This is a genomic window from Nonomuraea sp. NPDC052129 (genome assembly GCF_040680095.1).
GTDB lineage: Bacteria > Actinomycetota > Actinomycetes > Streptosporangiales > Streptosporangiaceae > Nonomuraea.
The window spans coordinates 102,755-124,984 of the sequence record NZ_JBFAVX010000028.1; the positions used below are offsets into that span (position 1 = coordinate 102,755).

Sequence of the window (22,230 nt, forward strand, 5' to 3'; positions counted from 1 at the left end):
GCTCTGGGGCTGAGCCTCCGGCCGCCGTCTACGTCGTGGCGTGGGTCGGTCTCGGCGGCGGTCGCGCCGACCCGGGCCTGCCCTGGCCGCGGTCGACCGGTGACACTCCCTGGTGCGACCCGGCAGCCGGCTGCGTGAGTCTCGTCGTGTCGGCATTTCGTCCGAGCGCAGGAAGAGCGATCATGGACATGAAGCTTGAAGGCGTCGTGCTGCCGATCTCGGACGCCAACCGGGCCAAGAACTTCTACACGGCGCTGGACGCCATCGGCGTCTTCTGTCACGCGGGAACCGACGCCCGGGTGCCCGGTCCGGATCCACAGCGCAGAAGCCAGGGCTCGTTCCTTTCGTTCAGCGACCCGGACGGCAACGGTAAATGATCTGCGGCGACGCCTGCTTCCGCGTCGTCCTCGACCCGAGGGAATGAGGCAGTCATGTACGATCGGCCGCTGGACGGAGCCGTCGCGCTCGTCACCGGCGCCAGCAGCGGAATCGGCGCCGCGACCGCGCGCCGCCTCGCCCGCGAGGGCGCGGCGGTAGCCCTGGTCGCCCGTCGCCGCAACCGCCTGGACCAGGTCGCGAGCGACATCGCGAAGCTGGGCGGAGAGGCGGTCGCCTTGGAAGCCGACCTCACCGAACCCGAACGCGCCGACGATCTGGTGCAGGACACACTGGAACGGTTCGGGCGTCTGGACATCCTGGTCAACAACGCCGGGATCATGCTGCTCAACTCGGCGCTGCACACCACCGTCGAGGAGTGGGATCGGATGATCTCACTCAACGTGGCGGCGCTGTTGCACGTCACGCACGCCGCCATCCCGCACCTGATCTACGCGGCGTCCACATCCCCACGGCAGGTGGCGGACCTGGTGAACATCAGCTCGACGGCCGGGCGAGTCGCCCGGCCGGGGAGCAGCGTCTACGGCCTGACCAAGTTCGGCCTGAACGCGTTCACCGAATCGCTTCGCCAGGAACTGCTCAGCGAACGCGTCCGGGTCAGCGTGGTGGAGCCCGGAATCGTGGACACCGAACCGGTGAACCATCTCAGCGACGCCACCCGGGACGCGACCCGCCAACCGATCGACGGCATCGAAGCGCTGCGACCGGAGGACATCGCGGACGCAATCAGCTACATCGTCACACGAGAGCGGCGGGTAGCCGTCAACGAGATGCTGGTTCGTGCAGGCGACCAAACACGGTAGCCGCGTCTACTCGAGCGCGAGCCTACGGTGGTCAGTGCCGGCGACGCTCGTCATCTCATCGTCGGCTCCTCGCCGGCCCACCCGTATCCAGCAACGCGGCCCCTGGGAAGGCATTGGGAAGGATCATCCGCAAACGGTCGACGACAGCGCCAGGACCACCGTCTCGGCGCCTCCCCTCTCTTCCAGGGACGATCGTCCAAGGTGAGGATGGCGCCGACGAGGATGGCCGCGGGGATGTGCATCACACCCCACCCCCGCCGCGGCAGGCGTGTGAGCACGGGGAAGGGGTGAGGGGCGTGCTGGGCGGGGTTATCGGCGGCTGGCCCAGCGGCCCGAACGAGGGCCAGTGCGCCGGCCGGTGATCAGGTTGTAGACGAGCAGCAGGACTGCCGCGCCGACGATGGCGCAGACCCAGGTGGACAGGTTGAAGAAGCCCTGGATGCCCGAGACGTGGAACACCTTGGTGGCCACGAAACCGCCGAGCAGCGCGCCGGCGACGCCGAGTACGAGGGTGATGATCAAGCCTTGCTGGTCTTTGCCGGGGACCAGCATTCTGGCCAGCAGTCCGGCGACCAGTCCGAGGATGATCCAAGCGATGATGCCCATGACCGAACTCCCTGTGGCGGTGCGTCGATGTCTGCGCGGGATCGGTCTTCCGGACCGGTCGAAGCAGGAGGCCGGCCACCGCATGATTGGCGGCACCGACCGTCGAACACTTCCAGCCAACACCCTGCGTAATGGGGCAGAAACCGGCGATATGTGAAGGATTCATCTCCAGGACCGATCACCAGGGTGCGGCGCGACCAGGGTTGAGCCCGGCGCGTCACAACGGATCATCGCTGCGGCGGCTGGTGGCTGCCGGAGCACCTTCGCCGGACGCCGGCTCGGCGGCCGGGGCGACGGGCTCCAGCCAGTCGAGCCGTTCGGCCAGCCGCCGGGCGATGTCGATGACGATGGCGATGTGCGGGGAAGGGTTGGCGTCGTGCCACAGCAGCGACCAGGGGTAGTGCGTCGCGGGGTCGGCCAGAGGCCGCCAGGTGGTGCCCGGCCGGTTGGAGGAGCGGAACGAGGAGGGGACACAGTGCACGCAGCGATGCTGGAGTACGAGGTCGGCAGCGGCCCGGGAGCTTTCGACGGTGCCCTCGTAGAGGGTGGGCGCCAACCCGGCCGAGCGGCACAGCGCGAGGACGAACTGATTGAGCTCCGGCGTCTGCGATTCCTCGCCGAGCAGTAGCAGCTCGTCGGCGAGGGCGGCTACGGGCACGCCGTCGAGGTCGGCGAAGCGGTGGTCGTCGGGTACCAGCACGCCGAGCGGATCGAGCCTGATGAGCTTGGAGGTCACCTCGGCCGGGGTCTGGGAGGCGTGTCCGATGGCGATGTCCAGGCGGCCGTCGGCCAGTTGCCGGTACTGCTCTGGGGTGCCCGCCTCGACCTGGTGGATCGTGATGCCGGGATGGTTGCGCTGGAGCTCGCGCAGGATCTGCGGCATGGTGTCGTAGCCGGCGTCGATGATGCCGACGCGCAGCGTGGGCGCCGAGGCGGCGGCGGTGCGCGCGACCTGCGCGGCTCGGCTGACGTGATCGAGGATCTGGCGCGCTTCGACGAGGAAGGCCGCACCGGCCGGGGTCAGGTCGACGTGGTGGGTGCTGCGGTCCAGTAGTCGCACGTCCAGCTCGCGTTCGAGCCGCTGGATCTGCTGACTCAGTGCCGACTGCACGATGTGCTCGCGGGCGGCCGCGCGGCCGAAATGCAGCTCTTCGGCCAGCGTCACGAAATACCGTAGCTGCCGTAATTCCATGCCCGCCACCCTCTCTGCCCAGGCGGCGCCGATGCGGACTGTCGTCTCCCACTCTAGGTTCCTCGTGGGCGGGTGAACTTCTGGAGGCGAGCCGGGCCCTACTTGCTGGGCTGAGGTGTCTGGCAGGCGATCTGCGGCTTCATGCCGAAGTAGTTGAGGGGGCCGGCCAGGATCGTCACCGCGATAGTGGCCACCTGATTGCAGTTCTCCACCGGCCCCGTGTAGTAGTTGCGCTGGCCTGCGGCGACGGCACCGACGATCAGCCAAAGGATCAGCGCTCCTGATGCTATGCGCATCGGTTCTACCTCCATCTTCGTGCTTGCACGGGGGTGGACGGGGTCATCGCGGAGCTCGCCGGCGTCCGACCTCGACTCCGTAGCCGCCGAGCGGTTGTCGAAGCGGAGGGTCAGCGTTTGAAGGCGTCCCAGATCTTTCCGCCGGCCTGCTTCAGATTGCCTGCGACCTGATCGCTCTTGCCCGCGTTCTGCTGGCGCCGGTCGCCGGTGAGGCGGCCGAAGAGTTGCCTGACCCAGCCCTTGAGGACCTGGACCTTGTTGCTGATTTCCGAACGCAGACTCATCGTGATCTTCCTTCACTGCTGTGCCGCGGTCAGGCGGCTTGGAAGCCCAGTGTCCGTCCCGGCCTGATGGGGGGAAACGAGCAATGGCGGCGCCGGTTATCACCGGAACCGATGATCGCTGGGCGTATCCGGGATCGTGATCGTGGAATGTCCTGTTTGTCTGTGTCACGAGCTGTGCGGGCGGTTGGATGCCGGATGCCGTGCCGTCCGGCGCTTGCCTCTCGCGCCGGGGCGCTGCCAAGCCGGCGATCGTGGTCGTGGCCAGAACGGTGAGGATCACGGTAAGGGAGAGCCACACGAGGATCCGCGGCAGCGGGATTGACGGGGAATCGGTCAGTCTCCGGCCGGTGAGAGCGGGCCGGTACGGCGGTGCCGGAGGCGTTCGGGGTCGGGCCAGTGCACGTCACTTGCCCAGCCCAGCCGCTCGAACAGGCGGATCACCCCGCTGGACAGGTCGATCTGGCCCCGGTCGAGACCGTGACGGGCGCAGGTCGGCTCGCTGTGATGGCCGTTGTGCCAGCTCTCGCCGAACGACAGCAGGGCCAGCGGCCACAGGTTCGTCGCCCGGTCGTGGTTGCGGGTCTTGAACGGCCGGCTGCCGATGAGGTGGCACAGCGAGTTGACGCTCCAGGTGACGTGCTGCAGCAACGCGATGCGGATCAGCCCGGCCCACAGGAAGGCGGTCAGGCCGCCGTACAGGGTGCCGGTGATCGCCCACCCGGCCAGGAACGGCAGTGCCAGCGACACCACGCACAGCGCGGGGAAGGCGCGGGCCACCCGGGTCATGGCAGGATCGGCCAGCAGGTCCGGGGCGTAACGCTCGGCCGGAGTCTGATCGTCGGCGAACAGCCAGCCCAGATGGGCGTGGGCAAGCCCCCGAAGCTGCCCACGCAGGCCGGTCCCGTACCGGTAGGGCGAATGGGGATCGCCCGGTCGGTCGGTGAAGGCGTGATGGCGGCGGTGCACCGCCACCCAGTCGATCACGTTGCCCTGGAAGCCCATCGACCCCGCGACCGCCAGCGTCACGCGCAGCCATGGCCGGGCGGTGAACGAGCCATGGGTGAGCAGCCGGTGGAAGCCGACCGTCACCCCGAGCCCGGTCACCACGTAGAAGCCCGCGGCCAGAAGCAGGTCGGTGAGCGCGACCCCCTGCCCCCACGCCAGGTAGATCACCGCGCCGAGCGCGGCGAACGGCGCGATCACGATCGACGAGGTCAGCGCCATCTGCGCCCGCCCGGCCGGCACGTGCTCTCCGGCCCCGGGGAACGGCGAGGTGCCGTCGTAGTCCTGCCGACGTTTCACTGGTCGTTCAGAAACCGCTCGTTCAGAAACCGGTCGTTCGGAAACCGGTCGTTCAGAAACCGGTCGTTCGGAAACAGTCATGAAGTAGCTTTCTCCTCATCTATACCGTCCGCCGGTGCACGTAGCACCAGCGCCAGGTCGACCTGGGCCCCAGAGTGGCGGCCACCGGATGGTCGGTCTCCTGGTAGTGGGCCTTGGCGTGACCGCCCTGCGAATCGTCGGAACAGGCCACCCAACCGCAGGTCAGGCACACCAGCAGGCGTGTCCAGGTCTGGCCGAGGGCCAGGCATTCCTTGCATTCGGGCGGTCCATACCGCACGGTGGGAAGCTGGTCGATGTGATCGCAGCGGGGCGCCTGACCGTTCAGGCCTGCACGGTCGGTCGCGTCCATGCCCTGTGCGTCCAGGGTCATCGCGACCCCCTCACGGTGACAGCGACGCAAGGTGCGCCAGCTGGTCACTCACCAGTCAAGGTGCTCAGCCGTCCGGCGGAAACACGCAATCCCAGCTCGCCTCATCAGCTGCGGCGATAGCCACCTGCGAGCACGCGGCCGCGCCATGTCTGCCCTGCCAGGGGCGGGGAGATCTTTCAAGAGGCCACCGGATCGGCTTGACCTGCCGGATCGCGACTTCGAGGCCAGCCGGACAGCGAAATCGGCCGGAGAATTCAGCGGTGCGAAACCTCCTGCCATCTTATGCCGAGAGTGGAATTCGCTCAGTTGTGCGAAATTTCCCTTGCTATTTATTGCGGATGGGTATTGAATGGGGAATGCAAGCCAAAGAAAAGGGAGGCTCTTATGAGCTTCGTACAGATTCTGGAATTCGATACCAAGCGTGCCGGCGAAGTCGAGTCGCTCATGAACGAGTGGCGGACGCAGGCCAAGGGCAAGCACTATGTAAAGCGCGAGGTCGTGGCGAAGCACCGCGATCGACCCGATCACTACGTGGCCATCGTGGAGTTCTCCTCCTACGAGGAGGCCCAGAACAACAGCAAGCTGCCGGAAACCGACCGGTTCAACGCGCACATGGCCAAACTGTGCGAGGGCCCGATCGAGTTCTCCAACTACGATGTGATTCGCGACAAGAGCTGATCATCAACTGAACATCGCGGAAAGCTCAGCCTGTGCTGTGGCGTGCGAGAATATTCTCGCGTCATGGCGCGGGCATTTTTATGCCGGCCTTCAAATATCGAGCGGGCGGCAAAGGAGCTGCCGGCGTCCCGGGCACCCGGGATTCACATCCCGCATGACCGAAGGCCCGGAACGGGGCCGTGCGGCGTTGACCGCCTGGCCGGCCGCTCTGGTGAGCGCCCGCTTGGCGTGCCGGGTGAGTGACGTAGATTCGAGGTATCCGGAAACGACGACATCCCGCCGCATTAGAGGTGCCTGCCAGGCCGGCTCACCGAAAGGGTTGTCATGGACATCCTGCACCGCTTCCGCACCAGATCCGGGCCATCTGCTGAGACGGCTGAAGCCGATGTGCCTCAAGGCGAGAGCTTACCGGCGCCGGCCGAGCGCCCCGCGGGCCCGGGCTCAAGCGCCGAGAACTCCAGGCCGGTGCCCGTCACCCGTACCAGCGTGGCCTGGGCGGGTGTGTGGGTCGCCACGCTCGTGTCCGTCGCCTTCATCGTGTTCATGCTGCAGAACACCACCGCCACGCAGGTGTCCTTCCTCGGCCTGCACGGCACGCTGCCGCTCGCGGTCGCGATGCTGATCGCCATGCTCAGCGGGATCCTGCTCACTCTTGTGCTCGGCACCGCTCGCATCACCCAACTCCGGCGTCTGGCCAGCCGGCGACGCGGTCAGAACCGCTGACCGGCGAACACTTTCCCCGCCCCGGCGACCACGCCTCCTGATCACACGTCTTGGCGGGACACTGCCCGAGCGCTACGGGTTCCTCCTGGCGAGCGTCTGCTCGGCCGCGGCGCTCAGCAATCGGGAGGCGGCGGCCACCTCGGCGAGCCGACCAGGCGTCATCGTCTCCAGACAGGCGGCCAGCCGCTGCCGGTCACCACGACAGGCCATGCGCATCGCGTGCTGAAAGGCGAGGGCGCGCGAAGCGGTACCGATCGCCATCAAGACGTCGGTCAGAGCCTGGTCCACGCCGTCGTTCTGATCCGGCGGCAGCGGAGGTTGAGCAGTCAACGCCATTCACCATGCCGTCCTTGAGCTCCGACCGCGATCCGCCCCGATGATCACGGCTGATGATAAGCCTTGTGCGGATTGCCGCTTTCCACCTGGTCGAGCCCGCCAGATGATCAGACCATCGCACCAGACGGCTCCGCTCACGCCGCCCCTCCGCAACGTGTTCATGACCGCCTCACACCCGCGGCCACCTTATCCCGCACTCCCCGCCCGTAGGAGCCAGCATGAACACCGCGGACACACTCGGCGCACGCACCCCTGACACGCTCGCCGATCGGCTCTTGCGCATCACGCCGCTGGTCGATCCCGTGGGCCTGCGGATCGAAGGTGAGCTCGACCACGCCACCCTACCGGCCCTGACCGGGGCACTGGCCGCGCTGGCGGGCGGCGGCGGCTTCTGCGTCGACCTGAGCGGCCTGGTGTTCTGCGACGTCGGCGGACTGCGCGCCCTGGTCGCCGCCGCCGCCGGTATGCGCGACGGCCATGCTCTGACGTTGCGCTCGCCCTCCCCGCAGCTGCGACGCCTGTTCCAGCTCACCGGCTGGCACCAGACGGCCGGTCTTCGCCTACAGGCTCGGAGCACCTCATGACGGCCCTCCATCCCCGCATCGGGACAGGTCTGTGGCTCGTCCCCGCCACCGCCACCGTCGTCCGCCTGTGCGACGAGTTGGACATCGTCCTCGGCCTGGCCGCCCCCCGCCCGCACCTGGCCAGAGTGCTGCGCCTCACCGGCCTGGACCACAGCTTCCCGATGTACGGCACCCCGGGCCGAGGCAGGGCCGGGTTCGGCTCCGCGGCAGCGCGCTGAGACGTCGTCGGCACATGTCTGTTCTCGCCGCCGCTGCCACCAGGACGACCGCCGGGCCACGCCCTTGCCTTCCCGTTGAGGCGACGGCCGAGCTGGATCGGCTACGCCATCAGGTGCTGGGCGAAGCCCGGATCCAAGCCGTGGCGATCCTCGCCCAGGCCCACAACGACCCCCAGCGGTTTCGCACCTTCCTACGGGAAGCACGGAGCATGCGCCTGCACCACCGGCACATCGGGCAGATCATCGACGCCGGCCAGGATCCCAGATCCCAGGCGGTCTACCTCATCTCGCCCCTCTACCAGCCAGGCAGTCTCAACCTCCACCTCCACGGCAGGCCAGGCGCCGACGTCTCCCTGGGGTGGAGCCTGCGGATCCTGGGCCAGGTGCTGGCCGGGTTGCAGGCCGCCGCCCTGAGCGACATCATCCACCTCGACATCAAGCCGCAGAACATCGTCCTGGACGGCCCCGCCACCATCAAGATCATCGACTGGGGAATGTCACAACTGCACCAGGCCGGCAAAAGCGTGTCGACGGTCCTGCCCGGCGGCACCAAATGGTTCGCCAGCCCCGAGCAACTCGGCGTCACCGACGCCGCCCCCAGCAGTCTGTCCGATCTGTACGGCGTCGGTGCCCTGGCCTACTGGCTGCTGACCGGCCTGGCCCCGCTGCGACGCGAAACCGACGCCGGCACCGATCCGCTGCAGGTGCACCACCTGATGCGGGCCGGAACCCGGCCCGAACCCGTTGACCGCTACAACCCGCTCGTACCCGAGTGCCTGAGCCGGCTCATTGACCAGTGGCTCAGCTACACGCCTGCAGACCGCATCCCCCCAACGATGGCGGCCTCCGCCGCGCTCAGTTGGGCATGCGCGGCCCTGAGCCGGCAGACGTGCGACCTCTCCTGATCAGCGGAGGTGATAAGCCATGCGCACCCCGTCATTGGTGAGCACGTAGCGGTTGGAGCGGGGAAGGCGGCGGATCAGCCCGTTGAGTCGCAGGCATCGCAGGTCGTAGGTCATCTGGCCCGTGCTGTAGGCGGTGCTGGCGAGCAGTCCGGTCATCCAGACGCGAAGGTTCTTGTTGGTAGTTTGGGAGCCATCCGGGGCTACTCAGGGATCGGCGGGCGGTCATCTGCCGCTGTCGTACTCCAGAGTTCGCGAGGGCAGCAGCGTGGCCAGTGCCCAGCGTCCTGGCCCGAAGACGGCGATGATCAGGAACGACCAGCAGAAGAGGGCGGCCTGTTCGCCGCCGTTCTGGATCGGGAACAGCGCCTGGGGCTGGTGGACCACGAAGTAGGCGTACGCCATGGTGCCGGAGCAGACGATGGCGGCGATACGGGTGCCCAGCCCGAGCAGGACGAAGATCCCGCCGGCCAGTTCGATGACCGCGGCCCACCACCCGGGCCACTGCCCGAAGCCGGGTGCCTGGCCGTGCGGCCCGCCCAGCACGTTGAAGAGGGTCGCGGCGCCGTGGCAGGCGAACAGCAGACCCACCACGAACCGGTACAGGGCCAGGACCAGTCCCTGATTCTTGGCCAGAAGCTCCATGGCGCATCCCTTCCAGAAAGAGATCGAGAAGCGGGTTCATGGCATGTCGGCAGCCGGCCCGGCGGAGGGCGGCCGCGATGCCGTGCCACGGCATGACCCGCTAGAAGGACATTGGGAGCGCTCCCAACGAGTTTCTGAAAGCTGATCGTGAGCTGTCAATCTCGGTCCCCGGAAAAAGGCGCCCCCAACGGTCGGCAAACGCCTCATGTGGTCGGATACCCGCGCCGACTCGGCCGGTCAGTGAAATTTTCACCCCTGCATGACTGGGTCGGGGCCAGGACAACACACTCCCGGCCGGCCTGTTGGCCGTCCGCAGCCGATGCTGTGGTCTCGTCGGGCATGTGACTCTTGGATACCTTTCGGGTAATCGCAGAGATCCGAGTGGAAGGTCGCTTTTACCGCTATTGGCCGCTCCCTTGTTCCACCAGTAGGGGCCGATCTTGAAACGGCCGTGCCCGTCACATCTGTGTTGCGGCTTGACCTCTCTTACCCGCCACAGACGCTTGCCGGAAAATACTTCTCCACATGACCAGCCGGGAGCAGATCTTCGACGACTTCGCCAAAGCCGTCTTCACAAAGGTGCTTCGCCGCAGGAAGTGGCGGAGCCGCCTGCTCATAGGAATTCATGAGGGAGCCGCGGGCGGTCCGGCCACTTTGGCGGCCACGGTACTCATCGATGCCCTGACAAACCGGCTGCGACTGGGCAAGACACCGCTGGTGCCGCACGCGGTGGTGGATGAGCGGGCTCATGTGGCGCAGCAGATCGCGACCGGGCTGACAGCTCCGAGAGGGTGGGGCACGCTTCGCTTCCCCCAATACAACGTCTTCAGGGCACTCGAGTCGGATGCCTTCGCCGGAATGGATCCGCAGGATTGTGCCTTCAGAAAGCTCCACCCTTTCCTGTGCCGGTTCATCCAACTTCCGGGCGCGCCTGATCCGGTTCTTTGGTGGATCCGCTTGGTCGGCTTCGTCATCGTGTTCGCGGGCTGGTTCGAACAGCTGCGGTTCGGCGGGGCATGGCGACATCGCATGCGCCGCAACTGGTTCGCGAAATTCGCTGGGGGAAGCCACGGGGATTTTTTCGAGCAGGCCGCGACCATCATGCGCGGCAGCGATGAGCAGAAGAAGGAAGGCGTGCTTCTGCGCGCGCTCCTGTGCGATCTGGACGCGGCGTTCACCCCGTGTCTGTCTCCTTGGCGGAGACGCCGGCAGAGCGGATTCATGCTGTTCATCAAGAACGGCGACGAGCTCGCTGATCTCGTTCGGCAGGCGATAGAGGACACCAAAGCGCGACACATCACCGTGATTTTCGCTCGATCCGGTCAAGCCGCGGGTGCGCCGAATCTCGCGGAGGGCACGCTCCGTCTCATCCTGCACGGAGACACCGAGCTTCAGGTGACGACGAGGGACATAGCGGCGGGTGCCACCGCGGAGAAGCTCGCCGGCGCGTACAAGATTCCGGTGCGGCTGAGAAGCTCCGCCCTGGTTGTTGTCGTCGCTGTCCTGCAGATCGTGATCCCCGCCGTCGGTGGCTATTTCGGCGCCGCGCGGCTTTTCCAATTCTGGCCCTGGTCCAGGGATGAGACCTGTCTCGGCGAGACCGCTGGTCATGCGGCGACGGCGACCACGCCGGTCGGCCTGCTCTCCTCTCAGGAGGCGACCCGTCTCTACAACGCCGACAAGCAGGCGATCGACGACGAGAACACCCGGGTCAGGGGCCTGGCCAGTAAGAACCCCGACATGAGATACACGATCAAGAGGATCGTCTACCTGGGCTCCGGCGTCGCGGGCGCCTTCGACGCCGGAGTCGCCTACAACGGCGTGATCCCAGAACTGCACGGCATCCGACTGGCGCAACGGAAGATGAACGAACTCGCCGAGGGCAATCCGCGAACGAAGGATCAGCTCTCGGGCAACGTCTTCGTCATCGTCGACATCCGGGAGGCCGGCAAAGACTATGCCCAAGCGCCTCAGATCGCTCAGCAGGTGGTGCGGCAGTCAACCGAGACCGTCCTCGGTGTCATCGGGCTTGGCGAGAGCAGACAGCAGACACTCGAGGCCCTGAAGACCCTCGGCGACGGCGGGCTGCCCATCCTCGGCATGGGCGCTACCTCCGAGGATATGCAGGCCCATCCGCTCTACCATCAGATCTCCTTCGACAACCCGTACCAGGCGCGCATGTTCGCGGCGTTCGCTCGACAGGCCAACATCATCCGGGCAGGTGAATCCGGCCGCTGTGTCCCCGCTGACAAAGCACTGGTCATCGGCGACCCCACTGACAACTACAGCCTCCGGCTCGGAGAGGACCTCGTGACCGAGTTCCCCATGGACAAGGCTCACGTCATCTGGTTCCCGCCGCCGGGATCGGCGACGTCCGTCCATCCCGCGGGCACGTTCGTGACCAGCGACTCGGAGTTGCTCGAAAAGGCGTGCGCGCAACTGGCTCAAAGTGCCGACGACCGCACCGTGGTCTTCTGGTCCGGCAGGGGGGAGCGCCTGCGGGACTTTCTCGTCGCGGCCAAGGACAGCGCCGCCTGCCCCGCGTCGTTCACGGTGGTCAGCGGTGGCGACATCTCGACCACGGCCGTCCTCAAAGAGCGATTTCCCACCGACTTCGCCGGCGTGACGCTCTTCTACTCCGCGCACGCGCTGCCGAGCAGCCCGCCCAACAGCGCCGGGGATGACTACGCCCACCGTTACCTGGACCTGTACAAGACCACCAACGACCCCTGGTACGACAACTGGCGAGGACCGATTGCCTATGACGGTCTCGTCACCATGGTGTCGGGAATCAACACCGTGTGCCGGGAGAACGGGCCGGCCGGCTGCGGGAGGGGATCAGTGGCCAGCCATTTCCGCTACCGCATCGGAGGAGAGTCCGGGCTTCGGGGCGCGACAGGGATCATCCGTTTCGTCAAGGATCCGTGGGCGACCGCGGTTCCCGCGCCTCTCCAGAAGCGGTTCCTGATGCTCCGCGCGACGCCTTCGGGACCATCGATCGTCATGGAGTGCGGGCAGCGCGACACCAATGACCTCAGGACCACCTGGGGGCCCAAGGACGCGTTCGACTGCCCGAGCACATAAAGGTCTTGCGGGCGGCCGCCCTTGGATGCTCAGCCGGACATAGCGCATCATTTCCGCCCGAATCGGAATTACTTTTGGACTTGACGCGCAACACGTATCACGGTGGCCGGAACTTTTCTTTCTGGTGTTCCTGTCGGAACGGAAGTTAGCATGCGGTGACTCTGGCCATTCATTCGCTAAGGACAGATATGGCGTTGGAATCGGAGAACGGGTCCGTTCGGCGCCTCGACGACATCGCTCGCGCCATTGTCGCCGAGGCCGCCCCCAAAGAGGCGGAATACTTTCCGGCGATCGCCCAGGCAACCCGGAGAAACCCTCGGCGAGCCTTCCGCGGCGGCGGTGACGACCTTCTCGGGTTCTCGCTCGCGGACGCGGTGACGCTCCTGACTCCCATCGTCCTGACCGTCCTGACCGGCGCGGCGACCAACACGCTCACTCAGGCCGTCGAACGTACCTCGAAACAGGTCTCCAAGAGCGTGTGGAACAAACTCTTCCCTTCGCGCCCGGCGCCGATCGCCGGCTCTGAGACCGTTGTTCCCGTTCTCGACCCTGCTCAGGTGAAGGAGACCGCGCAGGCGGTCGAGGAGATCGCACTCGCGCTGGGCGTGGACAAGGCGACCGCCCTCCGCCTGCGACAGGCGACCTTCGGGCACTTGTCGGGCGAGAGGTGACCGCGGCGGGCGAGATGGTGTCAGGCCGCAGGCTGAATCCGTTCACCCTGCCGTCGTCGACGACGTCCCGGTTCCTCATCCTGATCACCGCGACGATCGCCTGCTCCCTCTACCTCGCCCTGTTCCTGTTCGAGCTTCGGCTGCGCGTCGCCTATCTGCCCGAGCACGTCCGGCACGCGGAGTGCCTGGCATCGCTGCGTTCCGGCGTGGGCTCGGTCGAACCGACCCTGCTCGTGGACAGGTACGGCGAGTGCACCGCGGCAGTGACGGCGGGCGAGGCACTCCTGCCGATCGGATCGCTCGTCGTGCCCGCGCTGTTCGCCCTGCTGCTCTACGCGCTTCACCCGTTGTGGGCCTTCCGCCGCGGACTCATGACCCTCGCGGAGGTGAGTGACGGCGAAGCCCACGCGAACCTGGTACGTACGTTCACCTCCATCGCCGAGGAGGAGGCTCCCGGCAAGAACGTCCGGTTGCTGGTGGATCCGGGAAGGGGAGAAGTCACCGGACGCGCGCTCGGCCTGCCGCGACGCCACATGGTGGTGCTGAGCATGGGGCTGGTCCTCGCGCACGCGACGACGCCCGCCGTTACCGAGGCGGTCCTGCGGCACGAACTGGCGCACATTCGCAACCGCGACGTCGGTATCGCGCACTTCACGGTGGCGATCTGGTGGTCGTTCCTGCTGGTGGCCTGCGTGCCCGCGCTGGTCGCCACGGCGATCTGGATTCCCGGCGGCCTGCTTGCGCAGTGCGCCAGGCTGGCGGTGATGACCCTGGTGTTGTGGCTGGCCAGGACCGCGGTGCTTCGCGCCCGCGAGCACCACGCGGACGTCAGAGCGGGCGACACCGCCGAACGGCAGGAGACGATGGACGCGGCGATCGAGATCGCCTCGTCGACCCGGCGCTACCCGGGGCCGCTGCGCTTCTTCAGCAGCCATCCCGTCCGGCGGTATCGCCTGGACGTACTGAACGAGCCGGGCAGGCTCCTGCGCCTGGACCAGTGGGAGATGTTCAGCGCGGGGTCGCTGGCGGGCCTGGGTTTCGCACCCGTCTACCACTCCTATTCCCAGCTCGACACCGAGGGGGTGATCGACGCCCGCTACTTCATGCCCGGGCTCATGTTCGGGCTGCTCATCTCAGGCGTCCTTGTCGTGGCCATCTGGAGGGCGAACACCGGGCGGCTCGCGGGACATGGTTCGCGGATGAGTCTGTGGTGGGCCTCGGCCAGCTTCACGGTGGGCGTCATCGCCGGCCAGTACGCGGCCATGATCCGCGCGGAGGTGTGGATCTGGACCCTCGCCTTCGTGAACCCGCTGATCGGACTCACCTACTGTCTCGTGCTTCTGCTGATCATCCGGGCCTTCCTTTCCTGGGCCAAGGCCTGCTCCTCGGCTTGGCCGGCCGGCGCCACCCACCCCCGGACGATCACCCTGGCGGCCGTGGCGGTGTCGGCGGTGGTGATCGGCCCGTGGCTGGGTTTCTGGTTCTATGGCATCGCCACCGTCGTCCAGGCCGGTGTCACGTGGGACCTGCTGGTGGTGACACTGGTGACGATGGTCAGATACACCCCACTGGTGCTCACCATCGCGCTGGCCTGCGCCTACCTTGTGGCGGCCGGGACGCGAGCGCGGCCGGCACCGGGGAGCGGTCTGCGGCTTCATCTCGACGACGCCGCGCCCGTCCCGCTCCAGCGCCTGTCCGCCCACCTCGTACGGGCATCCCTGCCGTTCGCCGTGGCCTGCTGCCTCATGGCGGTCGGCGGTTTCGCGCTGCAACCCATGCTCACCGCGGCCAGCAGGCAGGCGGGTACGGGCCAGTTCCTCGAGGCCGTCTACGTGACCATGGGCGTGGCCGTGGGCCTGCTGGCGCTGGCCGCGCTGGCGGCCGGGATCCTGGTCGGCGGCCGCGGCGCGGGAACGTGGGCCGTGGCTCATGCGGGGGTCATGCTCCTGACGGCGGCCGTTCCGATGGCCCTGGTGATCCTCGGCCATGTCGCCGTGGCCGAATGCGGATGGGAGCGGGCGGGCGCCTGCTTCGCGCAGGGCACGCCGCTCCAGGTGGCGATCGGCAACTACGCCACGCTCACGTACGCGTACGCGATCTACCCCGGTCTTCTGCTCGCCGGGTGCGGCAGCCTCATCAGAGCCCGGAGACGACCGCCCTTGTCAGAACCACGTCGGAACGTCAACCGCCCAGCCCTGGCGAGCGCGACGATCGTGATAACCCTCGCCCTGGCGGCCGGCGTCTACGGCGCCCTGCTGAACTGGCGGCTGACCGTCGGGGCCATCCCCGCGGCGCGCATGACCTGGCAGCGGGCGGTCATGGAGGCGGCCGACCAGCCGATCAAGCCGGGCTCGGTTCCGCAACTCGACGCCTGCCGCCACGCATTGCGCGTGTTCGCCGGCCCGGGAGTGCGCGACGCGCTCAACACCGACCAGCGCTACTACGTGCTGGCGGCCGGGCTCATCAACCATGTCGCCTCGTCCGACGACTCCGCCCTGCGGGCGATGGCCCAGGCCGGATACATCTGGCTGGACAGGGGTCGCGCGGACATGGTCACCAAAGTAGTCACCAGAGTGCTGCACTACTGCGTGCTCGTCGGGGGCGAACACCAAGTCGATCTGCAGGCGAGCGTCGTTCCGCAGACAAGCGTCGTTCCGCGGACAAGCTAGGCCAGGCACGCCCTGACGCCGTACCGGACGCCGGTGTTGAACGCGTTGATCCGTTCGGTGGCGCTGCCGTGATCGCGCGGGTTCGTCCACGGCGTGTCACCCGACAGGCCCCGCAGCGTCGCCGCGATCTCTCGGTTGTCGCCCCGCTCCCACGTGAGTGTGCCGTCCCTCGACGCTCCCGCGAGTGCCGCCCCTCCCATGCAGTCCGCCTGCAGTTCGACCTGCGGCACCAGATATCCGGGCGGCATACGATTCTGGATGGAGTGGCTCCATTCGTGTGAGATGACCTGGTACACGAGCCCGTCGCCGTAGGTGTAGCTCATCCTCATCAGGTTGATGTCCCAGGCGATGAAATGCTGGGTCGTGCAGTAGGAGGCGTTGTAGGGCAGCACCTTGTATCCCGAGCACGCAGGCCGGTTCGGGCTGCGCCCGTCGTAGGAACCCAGGACGTGGGGCGGCGAATATCTGCCGGGGAAGTAGTCCGACCAGTGATCCGACCAGAATCGATTGACCGCGTAGACGGCCGTCGCGATGTCCTCCTGGAGGCCGTCGACTTTCACCCCCGCCTCAGCTCCGTTCGCGCCTCCTCCGCCGATCCATGTGACGGCGAGAATGGTCACCACGGCCAGTCGTAAACGCGCTGACATGGAGCCCCCCATTTGTTGGCTGTTCGCTTCCGTCAGGCTCCGAACGATAAACGCGCGCATACGCTGCGAATAGTCTCCGCTACCGAAACATCACCGTCTCCTTCGGGCGGGCGAGCGCAAAAGGAAATGCCATGGGGCGACGGCTTTGATCACGAGGGCGTCGTACCCCGGCTGAGGGTCCGTAGCGTTTCGGCCCGGCGGACGCGGTCGGCCAGCGTGTGGTCCAAGGATGGCACCGTACGGGCTGGGCAGGGCTCGTCCCGCAGTTCGGCGGCGAGGATGCGGTCGAGGCGGAAGCCCCGCCCAGCTCGGCGGCTGCGGCACCAGCCGATCAGATACCACGAGCCCGAGGCGGTGAGCAGGCCGCCCGGCTCCACCTCACGCTCGCTTTCCCGCCCCGCCGAGTCGGCGTATCGGATCCAGACAACCCGCCGGCGGGCCACCGCCTGCTCAACCACCGGAAGTACGCCTGAGGCAGTGCGGGCGGGCAGCACATGGATGCGTTCGGTCAGGGCGCGCACTTCCTCCACGGCGGACTCGCTCAGGGCGGCCGCCAGCTTGCGCATGGCGGCCGGCCCCGCGGCCGAGAACGGCGTCGTCTGCTCTGCCCCGGCCAGCGCCGCGGCCACCGCCAGCGCCTCCGCGGCGGTGAGGTTGATCGGCGGCAGAGCGGTGTCGCGGTCGATGAACCAGCCCCCGCGCGGCCCGGCCTCCGCACGTACCGGCACCCTGGCCTCCATCAGCGCCTGTAGATCGCGCTGGATGGTACGCCGCGACACCCCGAACCGGTCCGCCAGCCAGCCCACGGTGCGCGGCCGGGGCGCGGTCGCGCGCAGCTCGTCTACCAGGGCATAGAGGCGTTCGGTACGGTTCATCGCATCATCGGGTCACAGGCACGGACGCGTACCAGGTTAGGCCAGACATCTGCGTAGGAACTCCTCCTGGGCCGCCAACTCCCGCTGAGCCAGCGTCGTGGGATGCAAGGTGAACCCGTGCCAGCCCTCCTCCGCCACCACCAGCTCGGCCGCGTTGCCGGCCGCCGCCCAGCGGGCCGCCATGAACAGCGTGTCGTCAAGCAGGGGATCGGCTGTTCCTACCGTGAACCGCGCGAGCGGCAGACCACGCAGGTCGCCATAGAGGGGTGAGATGTCAGGGTCGAGTCGTTTGTCGGGCGACAGCCCCGGAAACTGCTTGCTCCAGAACCATTCCTGGATCGGCCTGTTGATCAGCCGGTTTCGATCGCCCGACGCGCGGCCGCTGGGTGTGCCGTGCCCCACGTCGTAGCCGCCGAAGGACAGCTGTGCGGCCAGGAACGCCTCGGCGGGTGCCACGCCGTGCCGGTCACGCAGCCGCAGAAGCGTGGTGACGGCCAGCCGCGCGCCGCCCGACTCGCCGCCGATGAGCAGCCGTCGCGTGCCGAACTCGGCGGCGGCGTTCGCCACCAGCCAGAGCCCCGCCTGCTCGGCGTCGTCGTTGCCCGCAGGGTAAGGGTGCTCCGGGGCCAGCCGGTACTCGACGCTGAGCACCGCCGCACCGCAGTTGGCGGCCACATCGCGAAGGCGCGGATCCTGCCCGTCCGCCGAGCCGATCACCCCGCCGCCGCCGTGAAAGTGCAGGAACACGCCCTCCGGTGCACGCCCGTCCGGAGGGAGAAAGGCCCGGAGCCGGAGCCGGCCGCCGTCGGAGGTGGTCACGGTCCGCCAACTCGCCTCGGGAACCGTCGCGAGGGTGGGAAACCCGCCTCCGCCCGCGCGCTGAAACTCACGAGCCGCCACGGGGTCGTCCTGGACATGCAGCGGCACCTGGCCGTCGAGCAGCTTCTCCATGCGGTCATTGACGGCACGGGTCTCAGCCAACTCGTCGAGATCCAGGCCGAGCAGATGAATGGTGGGTACGTTCATGCGGCCAACCGTGCCGCCACGCCGCGACACCCTTATGTCACGGTCAACGCGTGATGTCGCTCACAGCCTTCTTCGAGGGGCGCTCGTCGAGGGTGGCGCGCAGGGCGGTGATGAATGCGGTGGTGGCGGGCGGGTCGGGTGGCTCGCCGAACGCCGCCAGGTGGATCCGGCGCCGCGCGGCGGTCAGTTCGGTGGCCTTGACTCCGTCCGCGTGGTGGGTGCGCAGAGCCAGTCCCGGCATGGTGGTGACGCCCAGCCCGGCGGCGACGAAGGCCTGCTGGACGAGGATGTCGTCGCTGCTGTAGGCGATGCGGGGGGTGAACCCGGCGTCCTCGCAGATCCGGACGAGGTCGCCGCGGCAGTTCGGGCACCCGGCGATCCAGGCCGAGTCCCGGTGGTCGGTGAGGGTCTGCCCGGGCTCGCGGCTGAGCAGGTACACCGGGTCGTCGAGCAGGTAGGAGTAGCGGATGCCGTCGTCCGGCATCGTGTCCTCGTACGAGAACATGATGGCCAGGTCAGCCGATCCCTCGCGCAGCATCCGGCGGGCGGCCGTGGGATGGGCGTCGCCGAGGTGCAGTTCGATGTTCGGGTACGACTCGCGCAGGGCCACGGCCGCCGGGGGGACCAGGACGCTCAGGGCGGAGCTGAAGGCGACGATTCGGACCCGGCCGGTGCGCAACCCGAGCTGGGCGGCCAGTTCGGCGTCGGCGGCGTCGACCCGGCCGACGATCTCCGTGGCCCGGCGGGCGAGCAGTTCTCCTTCGGGGGTGAGCCGGATGCCGCGCCCCACGCGCTGGATGAGCCTGGCGCCGGTCGCCGTCTCCAGTCGCGCCAGGTGGTGGCTGATCGAAGGCTGCGAGTAGTGCAGGGCCTTGGCGGCTTCGGTGACCGAGCCGTGGGCGGCGACCGCGGCCAGGACGCGCAGCCGGACGATATCGAGCATTCATCAAGGGTATCTATGGATTTTCGCCAATAGTGGCATTAGACGCATGTGGCACCTCATGGGCAGACTCGGCGGTGAGATCACCTGGAGGGTCGCCGATATGTACACGTACCGGGAACTGTTCCGCACGCCCGAGTTCACGCCGCTGTTCGCGGCCTCGTGCGCGCAGGTGGCCTCGACCACGCTGAACGGGCTGGCGCTCGCCACGCTGGTGTACGCCCGTACGGACTCGGCGCTGCTGGCGGCGCTGGGCATGTTCGGGCCGTCGTTCGCCGAGTTGGTGGGTGCCACCCTGCTGCTGTCGGTGGCCGACCGGGTGCGGCCGCGTACGGCGCTGACGCTGACCGCGCTCGCCGGCGGCGCGGCCAGTGCGGCGCTGGCCGCGCCGGGCATGCCGTTGTGGGCGATGTTCGCGGTCATCCTCGCGCTGGGCCTGGTCAACTCGATCGGCAGTGGCGTCCGGTACGGGCTGCTCAGCGACATCGTGCCGCCGGACGGGTACGTGCTCGGCCGCTCGGTGCTCAACATCTCGGTCGGCGCGATGCAGATCGCCGGGTTCGCGGTCGGTGGCGTCCTGCTGGCGGTGGTGTCGCCGCGCATGACGCTGGCCATCGGTGCGGCGCTGGCTTTTGTCGCCGCGCTGGTGCTGTGGTGCGGGCTCGGCGCCCGGCCGGCGCGGTCGGTCGGGCGTCCGTCCGTCGCGGCCACCTGGCGGGTCAATCGTCACCTGCTGTCCACGCGTGCCCGCCGGGCCGTCTATCTGTCGATGTGGGTGCCCAACGGGCTGGTGGTGGGCTGCGAGGCGCTGTTCGTGCCGTACGCGCCTGGGGCGGCCGCCGTATTGTTCGTGGCGGCGGCGCTGGGGATGCTGTTCGGCGATCTGGCGGCCGGGCGGTTCGTGCCGCCGGGGGTGCGAGGGCTTTTCGTCACCCCGTTGCGGTTCCTGCTCGCGGCCCCGTACCTGCTGTTCGCGCTGCCGCTCGGCACGCCGGTCTTGGCCGGCGCCGCGGCGGTGGCCTCGGTCGGCTTCGCCTCCACGCTGCTGCTGCAGGAGCGCCTGATCGCGCTGACCGGCGAGGACGTCCGCGGCCAAGCACTGGGCCTGCACGTCAGTGGCATGAAGGCGATGCAGGCGATCGGTGCCACGCTGGCCGGCCTGATCGCGCAGTACGTACCCGCGGGCGCGGCGATGGGCCTGATGGCCGTGGCGGCGCTCGCCGTCACCGCGGCCCTCAGCCCAGGTCTGCGGCTGTCGGATCCGATTCAGTCACCCCGTCGGACCAGCCGGCAGCTGTCCTCGTACCGCGCCGCCTCGCCGACGAGTTCGGCGCCGTGAAGTGCGCTGTCCACCAAGAAACCACAATGAGAGGGATGACCGTGCAACCGTACGAGATCACCGAGATTCTGAACCGGCCGATCAGCCAAGAACTGCTGGCCCGCGACGTGGCCCGCTTGGCCTACGTCGCCAAGGACGGCACACCCCGCAACATCCCGATCATCTTTGCCTGGAACGGCTCGGAGATCGTCATGTGCACTCCGAAGAACGCGCCGAAGCTCCATGCCTTGAGCGAGAACCCGATGGTCGCCCTGACGATCGACACCGAGGTGCACCCGCCCAAGATCTTGCTCATCCGAGGTCGGGCCGAGCTGGACTTCGTCGATGGCATCCCGGATGAATACCTCCAGACGACCAGCACCTATGAGATGACGCCCGAGCAACGGGTCGAGTGGGAGACGGAGGTGCGTTCCCTCTACCACGACGGCATGGTCCGGATCGTCGTGACCCCGACCTGGGCGAAGTTGATCGACTTCGAGACGACCCTGCCGAGCGCGGTCGAGGAGCTGCTCCGACAGCGGGAGGAGCGTCAGCGCGGCTGAGCGGCGCGAGGTCGCTCGACTCGCGCAGCACCGGGGTCAGAATGTGGCGATCGGGTTGACTGGGCTGCCGGACGTGCCGGCGAAGCGGACCGGCGCGACCGCGAGGTGGAAGTCCCACTGGCCGAGCTCGGCAGCCGTCGTCGCGCACGCCTCCAGGTCGCAGTTGTCGAGCAGCCACAGACCCATCGCGACGAGGCTCACGGCATGAACCGGCATCAACACGTCTTCGTACCCCGACGGCTGAACGTCCTGGGGGGTGTCAGCGCCGATCAGCGCCACTCCCCGTTCATGCAGCCACGGCAGGCAGGACGCGTGCCAGCCGGCCTGCGTGAAACCGCCGGCCGCACCGGCCTCGTGCCGGACGCGGCCATAGCCGGTCCGCAGGAGTACCGCATCGCCGGATCGCACCCGCACACCCTGGCGACGCTCGGCCTCCTCGAGATCGTCGGGAAACACACCCTGACCCGGTTCCAGCCACGGCACATCCCGCACGCGCGCAATGTCCAGCAGGACACCACGCGTGATGATCCCGTTCGCCGCCGCCGTGACGGCCGCCCACGCCGATCCCGTTGCGGCGTCGACCAGCGAGTGCGACCGCCCGTTGTACATCGTGCCGTCCCAGAAGATGTGGCACGGCGAGTCGATGTGGGTGACGGTGTTGCCGTGGAACATGATGCCGAGCCGCTCGTTCGAATAGCCCCAGTGCCGGTCGTTGCGGAATCCGGGCAGCGGCATGTTCTCGGCACCTGGTATGTCGGCGGCGCACGGGCACGTCGTCGTCGACCGCTCCATCTCCTCCGGCACGGCGACCTCCCACGCGCACGACACACTCCTGCCGTGGCGCACGGCCCGAGCCGCCGCCAGCCGGACGTCGTCGGTGATGTGGTTCAGGGTGCCGAGCTCGTCGTCGTCGCCCCACCGTCCCCAGTTCGACAGCGTGTTGAAGTACCCGAGCACGTCGTCCTGTGTGGGCATCGGTCGCTCTGCCGTCATCTCAGCATCAACCCCTCCGGTCACATGGTTCGAGGCAGCGCAGGAGCCGCCCGACACGCGAGTTTTG

At 67.9% G+C, this 22,230-nt stretch carries 26 protein-coding genes; 12 read left to right on the top strand and 14 right to left on the bottom strand.

Going from position 1 to position 22,230, the window contains the following annotated elements; genetic code table 11:
* Positions 1–182 precede the first annotated feature (182 nt).
* A complete protein-coding gene (locus tag AB0L53_RS42385; RefSeq protein WP_364007103.1) occupies positions 183–377 on the top strand; it encodes a hypothetical protein in 195 nt (64 codons plus the stop codon).
* A 54-nt stretch (positions 378–431) separates the two neighbouring features.
* A complete protein-coding gene (locus AB0L53_RS42390) occupies positions 432–1,199 on the top strand; it encodes an SDR family NAD(P)-dependent oxidoreductase (protein ID WP_364007106.1) in 768 nt (255 codons plus the stop codon).
* Positions 1,200–1,508: 309 nt separating this feature from the next.
* Here AB0L53_RS42390 and AB0L53_RS42395 read toward each other — a convergent pair whose 3' ends face one another.
* The 6 genes from AB0L53_RS42395 to AB0L53_RS42420 form a co-directional block, all read right to left on the bottom strand.
* On the bottom strand, positions 1,509–1,805 hold the full coding sequence (locus AB0L53_RS42395) for a GlsB/YeaQ/YmgE family stress response membrane protein (RefSeq protein ID WP_364007109.1): 297 nt from the start codon (positions 1,803–1,805) through the stop codon (positions 1,509–1,511).
* Positions 1,806–2,022: 217 nt separating this feature from the next.
* Positions 2,023–2,997 (bottom strand): LysR substrate-binding domain-containing protein, encoded by a 975-nt coding sequence (locus AB0L53_RS42400; protein ID WP_364007112.1) that lies wholly within the window; start codon positions 2,995–2,997, stop codon positions 2,023–2,025.
* A 98-nt stretch (positions 2,998–3,095) separates the two neighbouring features.
* A complete protein-coding gene (locus tag AB0L53_RS42405; RefSeq protein WP_364007115.1) occupies positions 3,096–3,293 on the bottom strand; it encodes a hypothetical protein in 198 nt (65 codons plus the stop codon).
* Between the two features lie 110 nt (positions 3,294–3,403).
* Positions 3,404–3,577: a CsbD family protein gene (locus AB0L53_RS42410; RefSeq protein ID WP_364007118.1), complete on the bottom strand. Its 174-nt coding sequence runs from the start codon at positions 3,575–3,577 to the stop codon at positions 3,404–3,406.
* Between the two features lie 333 nt (positions 3,578–3,910).
* Positions 3,911–4,879 (bottom strand): acyl-CoA desaturase, encoded by a 969-nt coding sequence (locus AB0L53_RS42415; RefSeq protein ID WP_364007121.1) that lies wholly within the window; start codon positions 4,877–4,879, stop codon positions 3,911–3,913.
* Positions 4,880–4,979: 100 nt separating this feature from the next.
* A complete protein-coding gene (locus tag AB0L53_RS42420; protein WP_364007124.1) occupies positions 4,980–5,291 on the bottom strand; it encodes a UBP-type zinc finger domain-containing protein in 312 nt (103 codons plus the stop codon).
* A 384-nt stretch (positions 5,292–5,675) separates the two neighbouring features.
* Between AB0L53_RS42420 and AB0L53_RS42425 the strand changes: the two genes are divergently transcribed.
* Together AB0L53_RS42425 and AB0L53_RS42430 are read left to right on the top strand one after the other, a co-directional pair.
* Entirely contained in the window at positions 5,676–5,969 is a 294-nt protein-coding gene (locus AB0L53_RS42425; protein WP_364007127.1) for a hypothetical protein, read from the top strand.
* A 465-nt stretch (positions 5,970–6,434) separates the two neighbouring features.
* Positions 6,435–6,692: a lipopolysaccharide assembly protein LapA domain-containing protein gene (locus AB0L53_RS42430; RefSeq protein WP_364007130.1), complete on the top strand. Its 258-nt coding sequence runs from the start codon at positions 6,435–6,437 to the stop codon at positions 6,690–6,692.
* Between the two features lie 72 nt (positions 6,693–6,764).
* Here the strand turns inward: AB0L53_RS42430 and AB0L53_RS42435 are convergent, their stop codons facing one another.
* Positions 6,765–7,022 (bottom strand): hypothetical protein, encoded by a 258-nt coding sequence (locus AB0L53_RS42435; protein WP_358542190.1) that lies wholly within the window; start codon positions 7,020–7,022, stop codon positions 6,765–6,767.
* Positions 7,023–7,246: 224 nt separating this feature from the next.
* Here AB0L53_RS42435 and AB0L53_RS42440 point away from each other — a divergent pair, with 224 nt between their 5' ends.
* From AB0L53_RS42440 to AB0L53_RS42450, 3 genes are read left to right on the top strand one after another with little or no spacing between them, the layout of a single operon-like run.
* Positions 7,247–7,612, top strand: a complete 366-nt coding sequence (locus AB0L53_RS42440) for an STAS domain-containing protein (RefSeq protein WP_364007133.1) — start codon at positions 7,247–7,249, stop codon at positions 7,610–7,612.
* Complete coding sequence (locus AB0L53_RS42445) at positions 7,609–7,830, top strand: hypothetical protein (protein WP_364007136.1); 222 nt, start codon at positions 7,609–7,611, stop codon at positions 7,828–7,830. The genes AB0L53_RS42440 and AB0L53_RS42445 overlap by 4 nt, the downstream gene beginning before the upstream one ends.
* A gap of 14 nt (positions 7,831–7,844) precedes the next feature.
* Positions 7,845–8,735, top strand: coding sequence for a serine/threonine-protein kinase (locus AB0L53_RS42450; protein WP_364007139.1), 891 nt, complete (start codon positions 7,845–7,847; stop codon positions 8,733–8,735).
* Here AB0L53_RS42450 and AB0L53_RS42455 read toward each other — a convergent pair whose 3' ends face one another.
* On the bottom strand, positions 8,736–8,891 hold the full coding sequence (locus AB0L53_RS42455; protein ID WP_364007142.1) for a hypothetical protein: 156 nt from the start codon (positions 8,889–8,891) through the stop codon (positions 8,736–8,738).
* A 66-nt stretch (positions 8,892–8,957) separates the two neighbouring features.
* Positions 8,958–9,377: a DoxX family protein gene (locus tag AB0L53_RS42460; protein WP_364007145.1), complete on the bottom strand. Its 420-nt coding sequence runs from the start codon at positions 9,375–9,377 to the stop codon at positions 8,958–8,960.
* 525 nt (positions 9,378–9,902) lie between these two features.
* On the opposite strand from AB0L53_RS42460, the gene AB0L53_RS42465 reads away from it, so the two are divergent.
* The 3 genes from AB0L53_RS42465 (at position 9,903) to AB0L53_RS42475 (ending at position 15,801) form a co-directional block, all read left to right on the top strand.
* Positions 9,903–12,461 (top strand): hypothetical protein, encoded by a 2,559-nt coding sequence (locus AB0L53_RS42465; RefSeq protein ID WP_364007148.1) that lies wholly within the window; start codon positions 9,903–9,905, stop codon positions 12,459–12,461.
* A gap of 155 nt (positions 12,462–12,616) precedes the next feature.
* Positions 12,617–13,132 carry a hypothetical protein gene (locus AB0L53_RS42470; RefSeq protein WP_364007151.1) on the top strand — a complete coding sequence of 172 codons (516 nt, stop codon included), beginning with the start codon at positions 12,617–12,619 and terminating at the stop codon, positions 13,130–13,132.
* Positions 13,129–15,801, top strand: a complete 2,673-nt coding sequence (locus tag AB0L53_RS42475) for a M48 family metalloprotease (protein ID WP_364007154.1) — start codon at positions 13,129–13,131, stop codon at positions 15,799–15,801. The genes AB0L53_RS42470 and AB0L53_RS42475 overlap by 4 nt, the downstream gene beginning before the upstream one ends.
* Here the strand turns inward: AB0L53_RS42475 and AB0L53_RS42480 are convergent.
* The 4 genes from AB0L53_RS42480 to AB0L53_RS42495 form a co-directional block, all read right to left on the bottom strand.
* Positions 15,798–16,448: a hypothetical protein gene (locus AB0L53_RS42480; protein WP_364007157.1), complete on the bottom strand. Its 651-nt coding sequence runs from the start codon at positions 16,446–16,448 to the stop codon at positions 15,798–15,800. The two genes, AB0L53_RS42475 and AB0L53_RS42480, sit on opposite strands and share 4 nt — an antisense overlap.
* Before the next feature lie 149 nt (positions 16,449–16,597).
* Positions 16,598–17,323, bottom strand: a complete 726-nt coding sequence (locus tag AB0L53_RS42485; protein ID WP_364007160.1) for a WYL domain-containing protein — start codon at positions 17,321–17,323, stop codon at positions 16,598–16,600.
* Positions 17,324–17,359: 36 nt separating this feature from the next.
* Positions 17,360–18,349 (bottom strand): alpha/beta hydrolase fold domain-containing protein, encoded by a 990-nt coding sequence (locus tag AB0L53_RS42490; RefSeq protein ID WP_364007163.1) that lies wholly within the window; start codon positions 18,347–18,349, stop codon positions 17,360–17,362.
* Between the two features lie 43 nt (positions 18,350–18,392).
* Positions 18,393–19,292, bottom strand: a complete 900-nt coding sequence (locus AB0L53_RS42495) for a LysR family transcriptional regulator (RefSeq protein WP_364007166.1) — start codon at positions 19,290–19,292, stop codon at positions 18,393–18,395.
* A gap of 46 nt (positions 19,293–19,338) precedes the next feature.
* Between AB0L53_RS42495 and AB0L53_RS42500 the strand changes: the two genes are divergently transcribed.
* Both AB0L53_RS42500 and AB0L53_RS42505 read left to right on the top strand, forming a co-directional pair.
* Complete coding sequence (locus AB0L53_RS42500; protein WP_364007169.1) at positions 19,339–20,628, top strand: MFS transporter; 1,290 nt, start codon at positions 19,339–19,341, stop codon at positions 20,626–20,628.
* Positions 20,629–20,663: 35 nt separating this feature from the next.
* Positions 20,664–21,170 (top strand): pyridoxamine 5'-phosphate oxidase family protein, encoded by a 507-nt coding sequence (locus AB0L53_RS42505; protein WP_364007172.1) that lies wholly within the window; start codon positions 20,664–20,666, stop codon positions 21,168–21,170.
* 36 nt (positions 21,171–21,206) lie between these two features.
* Here the strand turns inward: AB0L53_RS42505 and AB0L53_RS42510 are convergent, their stop codons facing one another.
* Positions 21,207–22,145 carry a cyclase family protein gene (locus tag AB0L53_RS42510; RefSeq protein WP_364007175.1) on the bottom strand — a complete coding sequence of 313 codons (939 nt, stop codon included), beginning with the start codon at positions 22,143–22,145 and terminating at the stop codon, positions 21,207–21,209.
* Between the last annotated feature and the right edge of the window lie 85 nt (positions 22,146–22,230).

Coding starts and splice junctions, on each gene's coding strand:
- AB0L53_RS42385 (WP_364007103.1), top strand. CDS start 183: ATGGACATGAAGCTTGAAGGCGTCGTGCTGCCGATCTCGGACGCCAAC.
- AB0L53_RS42390 (WP_364007106.1), top strand. CDS start 432: ATGTACGATCGGCCGCTGGACGGAGCCGTCGCGCTCGTCACCGGCGCC.
- AB0L53_RS42395 (WP_364007109.1), bottom strand. CDS start 1,805: ATGGGCATCATCGCTTGGATCATCCTCGGACTGGTCGCCGGACTGCTG.
- AB0L53_RS42400 (WP_364007112.1), bottom strand. CDS start 2,997: ATGGAATTACGGCAGCTACGGTATTTCGTGACGCTGGCCGAAGAGCTG.
- AB0L53_RS42405 (WP_364007115.1), bottom strand. CDS start 3,293: ATGCGCATAGCATCAGGAGCGCTGATCCTTTGGCTGATCGTCGGTGCC.
- AB0L53_RS42410 (WP_364007118.1), bottom strand. CDS start 3,577: ATGAGTCTGCGTTCGGAAATCAGCAACAAGGTCCAGGTCCTCAAGGGC.
- AB0L53_RS42420 (WP_364007124.1), bottom strand. CDS start 5,291: ATGACCCTGGACGCACAGGGCATGGACGCGACCGACCGTGCAGGCCTG.
- AB0L53_RS42425 (WP_364007127.1), top strand. CDS start 5,676: ATGAGCTTCGTACAGATTCTGGAATTCGATACCAAGCGTGCCGGCGAA.
- AB0L53_RS42440 (WP_364007133.1), top strand. CDS start 7,247: ATGAACACCGCGGACACACTCGGCGCACGCACCCCTGACACGCTCGCC.
- AB0L53_RS42445 (WP_364007136.1), top strand. CDS start 7,609: ATGACGGCCCTCCATCCCCGCATCGGGACAGGTCTGTGGCTCGTCCCC.
- AB0L53_RS42450 (WP_364007139.1), top strand. CDS start 7,845: ATGTCTGTTCTCGCCGCCGCTGCCACCAGGACGACCGCCGGGCCACGC.
- AB0L53_RS42455 (WP_364007142.1), bottom strand. CDS start 8,891: ATGACCGGACTGCTCGCCAGCACCGCCTACAGCACGGGCCAGATGACC.
- AB0L53_RS42460 (WP_364007145.1), bottom strand. CDS start 9,377: ATGGAGCTTCTGGCCAAGAATCAGGGACTGGTCCTGGCCCTGTACCGG.
- AB0L53_RS42465 (WP_364007148.1), top strand. CDS start 9,903: ATGACCAGCCGGGAGCAGATCTTCGACGACTTCGCCAAAGCCGTCTTC.
- AB0L53_RS42480 (WP_364007157.1), bottom strand. CDS start 16,448: ATGTCAGCGCGTTTACGACTGGCCGTGGTGACCATTCTCGCCGTCACA.
- AB0L53_RS42485 (WP_364007160.1), bottom strand. CDS start 17,323: ATGAACCGTACCGAACGCCTCTATGCCCTGGTAGACGAGCTGCGCGCG.
- AB0L53_RS42490 (WP_364007163.1), bottom strand. CDS start 18,349: ATGAACGTACCCACCATTCATCTGCTCGGCCTGGATCTCGACGAGTTG.
- AB0L53_RS42495 (WP_364007166.1), bottom strand. CDS start 19,292: ATGCTCGATATCGTCCGGCTGCGCGTCCTGGCCGCGGTCGCCGCCCAC.
- AB0L53_RS42500 (WP_364007169.1), top strand. CDS start 19,339: ATGTGGCACCTCATGGGCAGACTCGGCGGTGAGATCACCTGGAGGGTC.
- AB0L53_RS42505 (WP_364007172.1), top strand. CDS start 20,664: ATGACCGTGCAACCGTACGAGATCACCGAGATTCTGAACCGGCCGATC.
- AB0L53_RS42510 (WP_364007175.1), bottom strand. CDS start 22,145: ATGCCCACACAGGACGACGTGCTCGGGTACTTCAACACGCTGTCGAAC.